This is a genomic window from Aureisphaera sp., from assembly GCF_059726885.1.
In genome coordinates this window covers 3,385,731-3,399,226 of the sequence record NZ_AP041051.1, presented here as the reverse complement: position 1 = coordinate 3,399,226, position 13,496 = coordinate 3,385,731, and the positions used below count along the sequence as shown (strand labels likewise).

Annotated in this window: 9 protein-coding genes; 6 read left to right on the top strand and 3 right to left on the bottom strand. The window is 40.4% G+C overall.

The window, feature by feature from the left end; genetic code table 11:
- Positions 1 to 28: 28 nt before the first annotated feature.
- From AC6JAD_RS15295 to AC6JAD_RS15280, 4 genes are all read left to right on the top strand, one after another.
- Complete coding sequence (locus AC6JAD_RS15295; RefSeq protein WP_461303223.1) at positions 29 to 1,063, top strand: helix-turn-helix domain-containing protein; 1,035 nt, start codon at positions 29 to 31, stop codon at positions 1,061 to 1,063.
- Between the two features lie 103 nt (positions 1,064 to 1,166).
- Positions 1,167 to 2,273 (top strand): nuclear transport factor 2 family protein, encoded by a 1,107-nt coding sequence (locus AC6JAD_RS15290; RefSeq protein ID WP_461303222.1) that lies wholly within the window; start codon positions 1,167 to 1,169, stop codon positions 2,271 to 2,273.
- Positions 2,274 to 2,393: 120 nt separating this feature from the next.
- Positions 2,394 to 3,824 carry a metallophosphoesterase family protein gene (locus tag AC6JAD_RS15285; protein WP_461303221.1) on the top strand — a complete coding sequence of 477 codons (1,431 nt, stop codon included), beginning with the start codon at positions 2,394 to 2,396 and terminating at the stop codon, positions 3,822 to 3,824.
- Between the two features lie 171 nt (positions 3,825 to 3,995).
- The gene (locus AC6JAD_RS15280; protein WP_461303220.1) at positions 3,996 to 4,817 is read left to right on the top strand and encodes a GNAT family N-acetyltransferase; all 822 of its coding nucleotides are present in this window, start codon (positions 3,996 to 3,998) and stop codon (positions 4,815 to 4,817) included.
- A gap of 306 nt (positions 4,818 to 5,123) precedes the next feature.
- Here the strand turns inward: AC6JAD_RS15280 and AC6JAD_RS15275 are convergent, their stop codons facing one another.
- The gene (locus AC6JAD_RS15275) at positions 5,124 to 7,931 is read right to left on the bottom strand and encodes a TonB-dependent receptor (protein WP_461303219.1); all 2,808 of its coding nucleotides are present in this window, start codon (positions 7,929 to 7,931) and stop codon (positions 5,124 to 5,126) included.
- Positions 7,932 to 8,437: 506 nt separating this feature from the next.
- Between AC6JAD_RS15275 and AC6JAD_RS15270 the strand changes: the two genes are divergently transcribed.
- Positions 8,438 to 9,574, top strand: a complete 1,137-nt coding sequence (locus AC6JAD_RS15270; RefSeq protein WP_497865687.1) for an MBL fold metallo-hydrolase — start codon at positions 8,438 to 8,440, stop codon at positions 9,572 to 9,574.
- Positions 9,575 to 9,682: 108 nt separating this feature from the next.
- Complete coding sequence (locus tag AC6JAD_RS15265; RefSeq protein WP_461303217.1) at positions 9,683 to 11,089, top strand: formylglycine-generating enzyme family protein; 1,407 nt, start codon at positions 9,683 to 9,685, stop codon at positions 11,087 to 11,089.
- 12 nt (positions 11,090 to 11,101) lie between these two features.
- On the opposite strand, the gene AC6JAD_RS15260 is transcribed toward AC6JAD_RS15265, so the two are convergent.
- Positions 11,102 to 12,721, bottom strand: coding sequence for an FAD-binding oxidoreductase (locus tag AC6JAD_RS15260; RefSeq protein WP_461303216.1), 1,620 nt, complete (start codon positions 12,719 to 12,721; stop codon positions 11,102 to 11,104).
- 131 nt (positions 12,722 to 12,852) lie between these two features.
- A complete protein-coding gene (locus AC6JAD_RS15255; RefSeq protein WP_461303215.1) occupies positions 12,853 to 13,416 on the bottom strand; it encodes a YceI family protein in 564 nt (187 codons plus the stop codon).
- Positions 13,417 to 13,496 lie beyond the last annotated feature (80 nt).

The following is a 13,496-nucleotide window of genomic DNA, read 5'->3' as shown; positions in this document are numbered from 1 at the left end:
TGGTAGAAATTGATATCTTTGGGCAACTATGGATATCGATTCCTCCATCCTTTTTTTCTTTAGTGCCCTAGGGGTATTCAATGGCTTCCTATTGAGTATTTATTTGCTGTTTTTCAGAAAGAAGAACCGCCTATCCAATTACTTCCTCGGTCTGCTTGTACTTATGTTGAGTATTCGTATTGGAAAATCGGTATATATGGTTTTTAACCAAGATCGAGTTCTATTGTACCTGCAAATTGGGCTTTCCGCCTGTTTTTTAATTGGGGTCATGCTCTATTATTATATAAAGTCACAATTGGAAAGCACCAAAAAGGTTCCTTTTTCATGGAAATTGCATATTGGAATTTTAGTAGGTTTTATCGTGACAGTGGGAATAATCTACCCTTACGAGGAATATCCAGAACTATGGAGAAGCTACTCCGCCCGCTTTATTTACTTTGTTTGGGGTGTGTATTTACTGCTTTCAGGGTACATGCTTCGCAGCTCTATAGTGAAAGTGTTTAAAAGGAGGCAGACATTTACCACACAGGAGCTTTGGCTGCTGACCATACTTGTGAGTAATCTTCTCATTTTCATTGCCTATAACATCGGAAGGTTCCGTTGGTATATTACGGGCGCCATTACATTTTCTGTAGCCTTGTATGGAACCCTCTTTTTTCTCCTATTGAAGAAGAACAGATCCATTCTATTTCAAGATCCTCCGACAAAATATGGCTCGAAAAAGATTGATATCTCAGAAGCCAATACAATCATAGGACAATTGGAAGAAGCGATGAAGCAAAAGGAACTCTTCACACATCCTGATATCAAACTCAAGGATGTGGCAGAGGAAGTTCAAATCTCACCACATAAATTGTCGCAATTATTGAATGATAATATTGGGAAAAGTTTCAATCAATACATCAACGAATACCGGGTTCAAAAGGCCAAGCAACTTATGCAACAAGAAAATCGCTATACGTTGGAGGCAATTGGATTTGAAGCAGGTTTTTCCTCTAAGTCCTCATTTTATAGCACCTTCAAAAGGATTACTGGGATGACACCTTCAGAATTCAAGCAATAGAATACTCCAAAATTATAATTCTGGAGCTTTGGATTATAAATTATGAATCCATTTTGAGATCACTTTTAGAAGTTTACCAAAACTTTTAAAAACGTTCATCAAAATGAAAATTAAAATCACATTATTCTTTGTTTGTATTTCCCTTTCCATCGTTGCACAATCGGCAAGGGAATCGATTACTAATACCCTACAGGATTATATGGAGGGCAGTTCCTATAATCAGAAGGAGCAATTACTCAGTGCCTTTTCAGATAATGCAACATTATACCTAACTGTTCGTGATGAATTCAAAACACTTACGGCCACTGAGTATGTAAGTTGGTTTAAGGGGGAAGCAGGGGTTTTTAATGGAAGGAAAGCCAAAATTCTATCTATAGATATTTCAAACGAAATAGCAACCGCAAAGGTCGAAATTCTTATTCCACAACGAAATTGGCGGTTTATTGATCTTTTCCTGTTGAAGAAAATGGAAAACAATACATGGAAAATCATATCGAAAACTGCCACACGGGAGGACTCGCCAAAACATGGCGATCATATTCTTTTTGTTGTGTCCAATGCCCAGCATTATGGCAATTCGGAACTAAAAACAGGAAACAGTTTTTATGAAATGGTCAAGGCTTATGAAACCTTTGTAAAAGCTGGCTATCATGTAGACTTTGTGAGTCCCGAGGGAGGGGCTATTCCCATTGCCTATGTTGATACCTCCGACGATACGAGCAAACGACTATTATATAACCCCGATTTCATGTATGCCATTAAACATACCCTTTCCCCACAAGAAGTGAATGTAGCTCAATACAAGGCTGTTCAATTTATTGGAGGGGGAAGTGCTATGTTCGGGGTTCCGGAAAATGAGGCAATACAACAAATTGCCATGGATATTTATGAAAAACACGACGGTATTGTGTCTTCGGTTTGCCATGGTACGGCGGGCATAGTAAACCTTAAAACAGCAAAAGGAAACTACTTGGTCAATGGAAAGCGCATAAGTGGGTATCCAGATGCCTACGAGCACAAGGAGAGGGAGTATTATAAGACCTTTCCCTTTAAAATTACACAAACGATCGAAAGTAGGGGAGGAAATTTCAAATATTCCCCACGAAACACACCGCATGTAGAAATAGATGGGCGATTGGTTACGGGACAAAATTGGCTGTCATCCATTCCTGTGGCAGAAGCCATCATTCAGCTTTTGGAAACCAAATAATTACTAACGAAATATAATTGGACGGCTCCTTTTGGGGTGGTTTTCATTTAAAAACACGTATAAATACGTATTCCACATCTATTTGATATTAAATACTTTATAGGCATAAAAATAGATATTATGGATACATACAATTTTGAATCGGATGCACTGGAAACCTTAAAGGATGTTAATCAGAAAATGGAAACGGCGTATCAAGAAAAAGCCCATCTGTTGGATACCAAAGAAGTGGCAGATACCTTCTGGGACTATCTGGTAACATGTGAAAATTATTTTGTGGATGGGGAATACAAGGAAGATTATCATCATGGACTGGAAAACATGTTTGCGCTATATCTTCTAAATGATCTTGTAGACAAAGGGCATTTAACCAAGCTATTGCGTACCGTATTCAAAATGCCAGGATCACAGATTACTACCCAACAATTTACGGAATGGAACCTTGCTGGTTGGGTTGCAGGCGATGGTACTATTTATGCCATCTCCAAATACTGTCAATTAGATATAAAATGGACTTTGGTGTTGGTGTATTACTATTACTACAAGCTTTTACCTTTCAAAATACATCCTTTTGTATCCCAATCGGCAGAATTGAACAATACTCCAGTCGATTTAATTCCGCCTTCTGCCAAGATTGCCATCATTGGTGATTGGGGCACTGGTCTTTGGACAGATGGTCATACACCCAAATGCCCTTCCCAATTGGTCATTGAAGGTGTTATAGCCCAAGATCCCGACTATATTATCCATTTAGGGGATGTGTATTATGCCGGAACCAAAAAGGAAGAGATCCAAAATCTTTTGGAAAGGCTCCCAGAAAAGTACAAAGGCAAGATATATACCATGAACAGTAATCATGAAATGTACGATGGAGCCAACGGACTAATGGGTACTACGCTCAAGGATTCCCGTTTTACACATCAAAATGGCAGTACGTACTTCTCTTTCGAGGTTGGTGATTGGATCATTGTTGGTCTGGATTCTGCTTATTATGATGAAAGCCCTTTATATATGGATGGAATTATAGCCACGAAACATGGAGGTCAGGAACAACTGGAGTATTTAACCAAGGCCTATAATTCAGGCAAACAAGTCTTGTTGTGTACCCATCACAATGGAATCGATGTAGCCAAGGATGGTCCCAAGCCCAACAGTACGTTATGGAATCAAGTGATTGGGGCCACAGCACCCAATGTTCCCGATGTATGGTATTGGGGACATGTGCACAATGGAATTGTATACAATGAGGACTTGACAATGTATGGTGGAAAAACCGCAAAGAATGGAAACAAGCCAAGAATGCGCTGCTGTGGACATGCTTCCATTCCTTATGGAAATGGTTCTTTTTTATCTGATTTAGTCACAGGAACCAACCCTGAAGTATTGTATTATGGAAAAACCGCCATGCCCAATCCTACCACAGAGGTACAGAAATTAAGGGTACTGAACGGTTTTGCGATTGTTGAAATTAATCAAAGCGATATCACCGAGACTTTTTATGAGGTAGCTTATGACAACGGACTTGTGGTTACAAAAAAGTGGAGTTCATAATTCTAATGTTGTTGAAGACTTCATTTTTGGACCCAGGGGATACCTTTTCCCTTGGGTCCTTTGTTACAAATTAGGGATGTAATCTATTCGACTTCCTGAAGTACTACAACCAACACCCTACATCTAAGTACATTGGTAGCATATTTTTGATTAGTTTTATAGATTGACGATATGATTATTAGGAATCTTGAAAGTGTACCGTTTTATCAATTAATAGAATGTTTCAATAAGGCATTTGCGAACTATTTCGTTCCTATGCCTTCGGATGCTGAATTTTATAAACAACGTTGGAAAAGGGCAAAGGTGAGTTATGAGGATTCCTTCGGAATGTTTGATGAAGATCAATTGGTTGGTTTTATGATTCATGCCATCGACGAACGGAATGGGGAGAAAATTGCTTTTAATACAGGAACTGGCGTTCTTCCAGAGTATCGTGGGAAAAGAATTGTCCAACAACTCTATGTTTATGGCCTTCCTAAATTGAAAGACAAAGGAATCACACGTTGTTCCCTAGAAGTAATTACCGAAAACACAAAGGCAGTAAAGTCCTATCAAAATGCGGGCTTTGCTATTACAAAACAATACAAGTGTTATTCGGGAACTTTTAGCATAGAAACACAAGTACCACCGATTGAGTTGAGAAAAGTCCAAGCCTCACATTTTAACTGGGAAGAGCTAAGCCAACAGGATTATTCTTGGGACAATCACATTGCGACGTTATCTGCTGGATCTTTCGATTATTACGTTGTACTGCACCTAGAAAAGGAGATAGCTTATTTTATAATAGATCCAACTCGGGGATATATCGCTCAGTTTAATATATACGAAGATTCAAAGGAACATTGGGATAGTCTCTTTGCAGCCATTCAAAGTATCTCTACATCCGTAAGGATAAATAATGTTGACGAGCGTTTGACTTCAAAAATAGAATACTTAAAACATATTCAATTAAAAAACACGGTTAATCAGTATGAAATGGAGATGGCTATATAATTTAGCCCTTTAGATGTCTAATTTCGACGATCACTTCATGTGGTCTGCGGAAAAACCACTACATTTAATAAAGCAATAGATAAGCGAAGCCAATTGCTTCCCTTACGAAAAGGAAAAAGAATTTATGTCTTCATTTTTTGGTTTTTGCATGATCATTACTCAAACCGATTTCAATAAAAAACGTTCTGAATGAATCAGAAATACCAGTCCGGCGAGTGAAATTTTAAAAGTAGGATTATAATACGCGAAAAATAAAAAGCCCTCATGGTCAAATCCATGAGGGCTTTGATTATCTAGGATTGTCTTTTAATTGTTTATGGTCCAAGAAACATAGTACATAGCGCCAATGAGTCCAGTTCCAAAAGCAGTGGCATATTCATCCTGTAATAGATTGGTAGCCCCAACTTTAAAAGTGGATTTCAAAAATTTTGGTACACGGTAGTTCACCTGTGCATCCAATACATGGAAGGCAGGTACTTGTCCCGTTCCAAAGGTGGCTTCCCATAAGTAGGTGTCACTCCAACGCCAAGCTACATTAAACCCGAAGTTTTCGAATAAATCCGAACTACCGATCGAAGCTTTCACTTTATGCTCTGGTGTATTGAAAAGCGTTAGGAAATCTGGATTCGAATCACGATCAAAATCCAATTTCGCATATGTATAATTTCCGGAGAGATCCAATTTATCGGCAACACGCAACGTCAAGCCCAAAGAACCTCCATAGGAATTCACGTCCTCATCAATATTCGTATAAGTTTGGTACGCCTCGAAGTCGCCATTGGCTATGGCTGCAATTGCCAATGGGGTTCCATCAGGCAATGCCTGCGTAAGGCCTACATCCCCATAAAACGTAGAAACTACCGTTTCATTAGTAATGAAGTCAGTATAGGCGTTATAGTATCCACTTAGGTCTACCAGTAATTTATTATCGAACAATTTTCCGCGATAGCCCAATTCAATAGAAGCAACCTGCTCTGGTTTTACTGCTTCTGGATTAGCTACCACAAGTTGTGTAGGATCCGCTGTGGCAGCAAATGCCCCAACCGATGACGCTGAGAATGAGTTGTTATAGGCGCCAGTACCATCTTTTTGTATTTGTGGTACTCCAGTGATGGCTTGTCCCACGGCACTCAAAGCATAATTACGAACATCCATTTCTGGATTGCCATCTGCACTTCCTACAAGTACTGCACGTCCTACATCTAGCCCAATGAATAAATCCTGGGTTGTTGGGTTTCTGAATCCTGTCTGGAAGGAAGCACGTATGTTGTGATTGTCAGCAATGGTAAAACCAGCTGCGATCCTTGGTGAGAAAAACCCATCCAGCAATTCAGATTTATCATAGCGCACAGACCCTGTTAATTTTACTTCAACTTGATCCGATAGTGGAAGTTTCTTCTGAATTTGTGTATACAGACCATATTCTGAATAATTAATTGGTCCGTCAGAATCTGTATAGATCGTCCCGAAGGAATTTAAACGGTATTGTCTGTACGATCCACCCACCTGTACTTCGGCAACATCCCATAAATGACTGAAATTGTAATTGGCATCGGCATGGTAGTACCTAGATTCATCTTGAAATTTGGACCCAACGGAAAGATCGGGGTTACTAATACTACTATTAAAAGCACTGTTGAACTCGGCAGTACCTGGTTCAAAACGCCCTGTGTCGGCGGTTTGACGGCCTAAGGCATGTGCCTCCTCAGGCGATAAGCCTGCCAATGTTCCTTGTACAAAACCACCCACATACTGTCCGAACCAAGTTTGGTCATCCTTCCATGCACGGTTCACATTTATTCCAGTGAATACCATATCATACGAATCTCCTGCTTTATCGGCAACTACATATCCACGAAGGAAGAAGTTGTTATTCCTGAATTCCAATTTATGTTGCTGTTGAAAGAAATTGTCAATTCTGTATCTATTGGCACCTTGGTAAATGGTTTTACCAGTTCCAACTTTTCCTTGGTACACAAATTCGAAATCATCTTCCCAAGGTCTGAAATAAAGACCCCAGTCCGCTTTTACACTTTCTGCATCATAATCGGTTAGTTCCCTTTCATTATATCCGGTTCTACTTACATCGACAGAAGGAACCAATGCCTCGGTCCCAGCGGGAAGTTGTCCTATGGCTACCAAGGTTTCTGCAACACCTCTTATATTGATACTTACTTCATCACCATATACATTTATACCATCATAATCTGTAGCACTTCTATCGATGCCCCTTTGAAGTTTATCCTCTTCGTTAGTCGCAAACCAATCGGTACCCACCAAAAGTCCGAAATTGACTTTGGCTGCAAATTTTTCACTGAACTTATGAGCTGCACGAATGCCTATATCCGTATAATCGTTATTTCCGGCTGCTTCCTGCGAGGTAATTCCTCGTTTAATGGAAAGACTAAGCCCGGTATGATCGAATGGGCTTTTACTGGTCATAAATAAAATACCATTAAACGCATTCGCCCCATATAGGGCAGAAGCTGCACCTGGCAGTATTTCAACACTTTGCACATCGGTCTCCACCATTCCCAGAAGATTCCCCAGTGGGAAATTAAGGGCTGCGTTAGAGTTATCCATACCGTCTACCAATTGGGAAAACCTATTATTGGCGAAGGTGGCAAACCCCCTTGTGTTTACCGATTTAAACGTTAAGCTATTGGTGTTAATATCGACTCCCTTTAGATTTTCGAGTCCATCATAGAATTCGGCAGAGGCTGTATTCCGTATCTCCTGTAAGCCGAATCGCTCGACGGTTACTGGCGATTCGAATATACTCTCTGGGGTTCTGGATGCTGATATTACTACCTGATCGAGCTCACTACCTTCGTTCAGGGAAACGGTTACATCCTGGTTGTTTTGATTGATTTCAACTTCAGCATTTTCGTAGCCAATGCTACTTATTTGAATAGTGAACGGTGGGGCGTTCTCAACATTCAGGGTGAAGTTTCCATTTAGGTCGGTGGCTGTTCCAATGTAAGTACCTTTTACAATGACATTAGCCCCGAGGATAGGTTCGTTATCTTGACTAGTAATAGTTCCGGTTACCGTGGTTTGTGCATGGGTAGTGCCCACTGCAACCAAGAACAGAAAAAAGAGGAGTTTTTTCATGACATCAAGTTTTACGGGTTGATTAGTAAGTATTTAGTTAAATAGTTTAAATTCTGCTTTTAGTAAAGCATCTGTTCAGAAGACACACTTCAATTACATCTAACATTCATTAATTACGTAACCTATGAATCATATAGATTTATGGATAAAGTGCAATATGCTATCAATAATAGAGGGTCATCTAATGGATGGAAAGGTAAAGAATTTTGCAATACAAATCTTACAAATCAACAATTAAGGTAGAACGTTTGAAGAATTGTTCCTTAAAAACAGGTAACCGGGGTAAATGTGTAGACTGCTGGTAGTTAACTGTATATAGCTCACAAAATGGATACCCCTACTACTTAATGGCGAAGAAAGAGAATCATTTGAAATGACCAATTATGGGTTTTGTAAATTTGTAAGAACTATTCAATACAGGTTAAAAAGTGAAAAGCCTCATCAAGACAATACACTCTATTGGATAGGAAAACAAGGATAAAAATAATGGCCGAATACCAACTTGTATGTTAAAACGAATTCTAAAATCTTTAAAACGAATGCTATATATACTACTGGGACTTATATTATTATTAGTTATAGGATACTATTTGTTTGTGAGTTTACATCCTGTTTTTGGTGGAGACGTAGATAAGGAATTACAAAAGGAATACGCTACCTCAGAAAATTATGAGGAAGGAAAATTCATAAATATAGATGGTGTAGATGAGGATATTTCCTTTGGCCAGGGAATGACCATTATGCGCAAAATGCTTTTCAATAAATTTCCGAATGCCAAACCGAAGGGAGAATTACCGCTTATAAAGGCCGATTCTGCCCAGGTAGCCGATTATATAGGTTCGCCAAGGCTTATTTGGTTTGGGCATTCTACCTTTCTGCTACAAATGGAGGGTAAACATATTCTTATAGATCCTATGCTCACCGATATGCCTTCCCCAATTTCAAGGGATGCCCAGCGCAGGTTTAATGATGCATTGCCTATAGAAATTGAACAATTACCAAGAATTGATGCGGTCTTAATATCACACGATCATTATGACCATTTGGATTATAAGTCCATAAAGAGACTAAGGGATAAAGTGGATCATTTTTTCGTTCCACTCGGGGTTGCTGTGCATTTGGAAGCTTGGGATGTCCCGAAATCCAAGATAACAGAAATGGATTGGTGGCAAGAAACCCAGTACATGGGCTTCCGCTTTGCCTGCACGCCTGCTCAGCATTTTTCTGGAAGGAAATTCAATAACCGAGCTAGTACCTTATGGGCTTCCTGGGTGGTTTCCTCGACTCATCACAATATATTTTTTAGTGGCGATAGTGGATATAACGATCATTTTAAGGCGATCGGGGACGCCTATGGTCCTTTCGATTTCGCCATGATGGAATGTGGTCAATACGATGAATTGTGGCCACTTATTCATATGATGCCCGAAGAAACGGCACAGGCAGGTCTTGACGTAAAAGCAAAAGTAATCATGCCCATTCATTGGGGGGCGTTTCAATTGGCTATGCACGATTGGGACGATCCCGTTATACGTGTGGTAGAAAAAGCAAAGGAAATAGGGATGCCAGTAGTGGTACCCAAAATTGGGGAATACATTTATATTGATTCCATGCATAATCCCACCTTTGAAAAATGGTGGTAAGGGTCTTTATGGGTGAGTGAGTAGATGCTAAACGAAAGTTAAAATAGTTTTCAGCATGTAGTTTTTTGATATCTTGAGGATTACATCGTCATCAAAAAACAATCTAAAATGAAGTTCTTCAAAACAATCACCTTATTCCTGTTCGTATTGGGAATGGGCGTAACGCATGCCAATGACATTAAGATTTCCAATATTGCCTTCGACAAGGACAAGGGACAGGTGCAATTCGATTTAGAATGGGAAAACGGCTGGAAAAATGAAAAGAACCATGATGCAGCCTGGGTTTTTGCCAAGTTAATATTTCCGAATGGCTCTTATGTTCATGGTTCTTTAATAGATACCAAGGTTATACGCACTGTGTCCGGACCAAAAGGTAAAGTGGCCATGGCCCAGGATAAAGTTGGGGCTTTTATACTACCCAGTGAAGTTCATCGTGGAAATGTACATTTGAGAGTGCAACTCAGTTTACACAAAACCCTCTTGCGTGGGCTATCGGATAAGGTGGAAGTAAGGGTTTTTGGTATAGAAATGGTCTATATCCCAGAAGGGTCGTTTTTTGTAGGTGCTACAGAAAAAGAAGCTGTCGATTATGCTTCTTTTTATGAATCAGATGATAATGGGGATCCGGCGGGAGCCTTTAAAATATCTTCGGAAGGTCAGGAAATTAAAGTAAGCCCTACCAAAGGAAACTTATACTATAAAACCGGTGATTCTCCTTACAGGGGTGACCATACGGGTACAATACCCACAACTTTTCCCAAAGGGCACGATGCATTTTATATGATGAAATATGAAACGACACAGGGCTTGTATGCAGACTTTTTGAATGCGATAGGGCCAGAATGGGCTCATGCCTTGAGTCCACATAAGGTAGAAGGGTATTATGATAAGAAGGGAGGCATTCGTTTTGCTAATGAAGTCTATACGGCAGACACCTATAACCGCCCAGCCAATTTTATTACTTGGGATGACGGAGCTGCCTTTGCCGATTGGGCAGGCCTTAGACCTATGACTGAACTGGAATTTACCAAAGCGGCGCGCGGGACTTCTGAGCCAATTGCACATGAATTCCCTTGGGGAACGGACACAACAAGCGAATTGAAACGTAAAGTGGAACTTAATGACGAACTCATATTAGAAGATGGAATATTAGAAGCTAACCTGAATGATGCAAATAGACAAGTGTATGGTGCTTCCTATTATTGGGTAATGGACCTCGCTGGAAGTTTATGGGAAAAGTGTGTGACAATAGGAGATGAAATTGGCAGGAATTACAGGGGAACTCACGGAGATGGTTTGCTTTCTGCCAATGGGAGTGCGACCAATGAAGATTGGCCTAAAGGAATTAGTGAAGAAGGAGGGTATGGGTACCGCGGAGGCGGCTATTATCATCATGGTATGAAGGTAAGTGATTTCAATCCACATAGTCCAACAGCCTATCGTCCCTACGGAAGTTGGGCAGGAGGGAAGCCCTCTATCGCATACAGCCAACGATATGTTCGTACTGCTAATTAAGTAGAGGTTGCCCTAATACGGAGGGATGCTCATTTCGAAATAAAAGAAGTGTTCGGAATCTACTTCGGTTTTTATTTTTCGAAGCTCTTCTAAATTCTTTTCACCATAGTATATCCCCAAAAGCTTCAATCTTCCTTCTGGCGTTTCTGGATTGGGAACTAGATCGCGGTCCACAAAATTAATAAAGGCACCTTCTATCATGGGTGATATGTGCTCGCGGAATGAGGCTACCCATTGTACATAAGCCTTATTCCTTGACACATTGGTGAATGCATTTCCTGCATCGTCCCACCAACATTGTATCTGCAGCATATACGGTTTATCATGAAATGCGAATATCCTACTTTCCGTATTCTCAGTGACCGCACCGCCCAGACAATGAAAACTCATATACCTATTCACGTCGGAATAGAAGCAAGTTTTTCCCAGGAAATCATATATAGCATCTACTAGTTTAACGTGGGCTTCTTTGTCTGTATTCTTAGGAAATCCAGAAGTCACTTTATGCGGATGCGGCCTATCACAAGTGGAGGAAGGCGCATCCGGTAGAATCCGTAAGCCCCTATCCCCGCAAGAGGTAGTGGTGTGCAATGGATTGTGTAGTGGAGCGGTAGGATTTACAAAATCTGCAATCCTGCTTTGGTGTTTGGATAGTGAAATGCCCTGGGTCGCAGACTTAGATCGCTTTATCTGATCTGTCCCATAATGTTTCTCTTCTAGCGACACAAAACCACTTTCATCTGGGATGAGACTTCCAAAATGTTCTCTTAACAAATCCAATAAGTCTCCTTTCGATCCATAAAACAGGCCTCCCATACGAGTATGAACTGCGCTTAGATGGCCTTCAGGTAAGGTAGCGTCCTTAGGGTCTGCTACCATCATACCGCATGCGGTAGATAAGTTTACATCGAGTTTATTGGATGCATTGTGCAGATAGGTCCAAATCTTCATAACCGCCTTGGCATCGTCTGGTGAATCCCATAGTAGCGCAAATGATGTAGTCACTGGCTTTAAGGAGGCCAACTTGAATTTGAAACGGGTAACCACGCCAAAATTACCGCCTCCGCCACCTTTAAGGGCTTTAAATAAATCAGGTCTATTTGTAAAAGAGGGTCGTTCTATGGTACCATCTGGCAATACAATTTCACATTCCAATACGGAATCGCAGGTCATGCCAAATTTTCTTATGGAAAGACCCCAACCACCGCCTTGGGTAAGTCCTCCTACGTTCACGGATTGACACCCACCACCAGGGATAATGCGCCCTTTGGTTTCCAATTCTTCATATACTTTACCCAATTGCTTACCTACAGGAATCCACGCTTCATCTTCTGTCGTATATTCAATGGTATCCATCTTCGATAAATCGATGATCATAACTCCATTACCCGAACTCATGCCTTCATGCTGGTGACCTCCGGAGCGAACACGAAAAGGAAGCTTTTTCTCTCTACAATAGGCTAAGCACCACTGCACATCTTTTGCATTCTCACAATACACTATGTATTTGGGCATGTGTCCAAAACGAGTGTTAGAAATAACCCGGGCATAATGATATATGGGATCACTAATTTCGACAACTGTAAGCCCACTGGGGAAATGATCCGTTATAGAAACTCCATTACCATCCATACTAAAAAATTTAAGGACCGAAATGACCAGTAGGGGAGCAATGGGGAATAAAAGGATTTTCGGCGTGGTTGAAGCCTAAAGATACAAAAGTATTTGTTCAAGTTTTGTACCTTTAGAATTTCCGCGTCGCTCTAAAATTGTAGTGCGACATCAAACTCTATAGCCTCGGAAATAGCATGGTCCTTTAGTTTGTTATTGTAGGTTATTCCCCAACGTGTGCGGTCTATTTTGAATTTGGTCTTTATGAGTTTCTTTTCTACATCGACCATACTCAGCCAAAATTCAACAGGTTTTGTGATTCCCTTAATCGTAAGGTCGGCTTCCATTTTGTGATCATCGGAATCTGCAAAATAAGTCACTTTGTTAATGGTTAACTGTGCTTTGGGAAATTTTGCCACATCAAAGAAATCAGGATCCTTGAGATGGTTTACGGGTCCATCGCCACTTCGAGCGTGATCTTCATTGGTAATGCTCGTCATATCAATTTGGAAGGTGCCGCCAGTAATATTGCCATGAGCGGTAATCAATGTGCCGTTGCTAAATTTTACGGTTCCCACATGCTCACTGAATTTAAAGGAATAGGTTCCTTTCCAATTAATGATACTAGTATCCGTTTGTAATGGGTGGTACTCTTCCATTTGGGCCTGTACCATTGCAATGTTTGAAATAAATAATAAAATAAATAGTGTTCTCATGATGAAATAATTTTTCATCAAAACTATCGGTAGGGGCTTATGAAAATGTCAAAAGAATGTAAAAGATGTGTCAACCCATG

Coding starts and splice junctions, on each gene's coding strand:
- AC6JAD_RS15260 (WP_461303216.1), bottom strand. CDS start 12,721: ATGGATGGTAATGGAGTTTCTATAACGGATCATTTCCCCAGTGGGCTT.
- AC6JAD_RS15255 (WP_461303215.1), bottom strand. CDS start 13,416: ATGAGAACACTATTTATTTTATTATTTATTTCAAACATTGCAATGGTA.
- AC6JAD_RS15285 (WP_461303221.1), top strand. CDS start 2,394: ATGGATACATACAATTTTGAATCGGATGCACTGGAAACCTTAAAGGAT.
- AC6JAD_RS15295 (WP_461303223.1), top strand. CDS start 29: ATGGATATCGATTCCTCCATCCTTTTTTTCTTTAGTGCCCTAGGGGTA.
- AC6JAD_RS15290 (WP_461303222.1), top strand. CDS start 1,167: ATGAAAATTAAAATCACATTATTCTTTGTTTGTATTTCCCTTTCCATC.
- AC6JAD_RS15265 (WP_461303217.1), top strand. CDS start 9,683: ATGAAGTTCTTCAAAACAATCACCTTATTCCTGTTCGTATTGGGAATG.
- AC6JAD_RS15270 (WP_497865687.1), top strand. CDS start 8,438: ATGTTAAAACGAATTCTAAAATCTTTAAAACGAATGCTATATATACTA.
- AC6JAD_RS15275 (WP_461303219.1), bottom strand. CDS start 7,931: ATGAAAAAACTCCTCTTTTTTCTGTTCTTGGTTGCAGTGGGCACTACC.
- AC6JAD_RS15280 (WP_461303220.1), top strand. CDS start 3,996: ATGATTATTAGGAATCTTGAAAGTGTACCGTTTTATCAATTAATAGAA.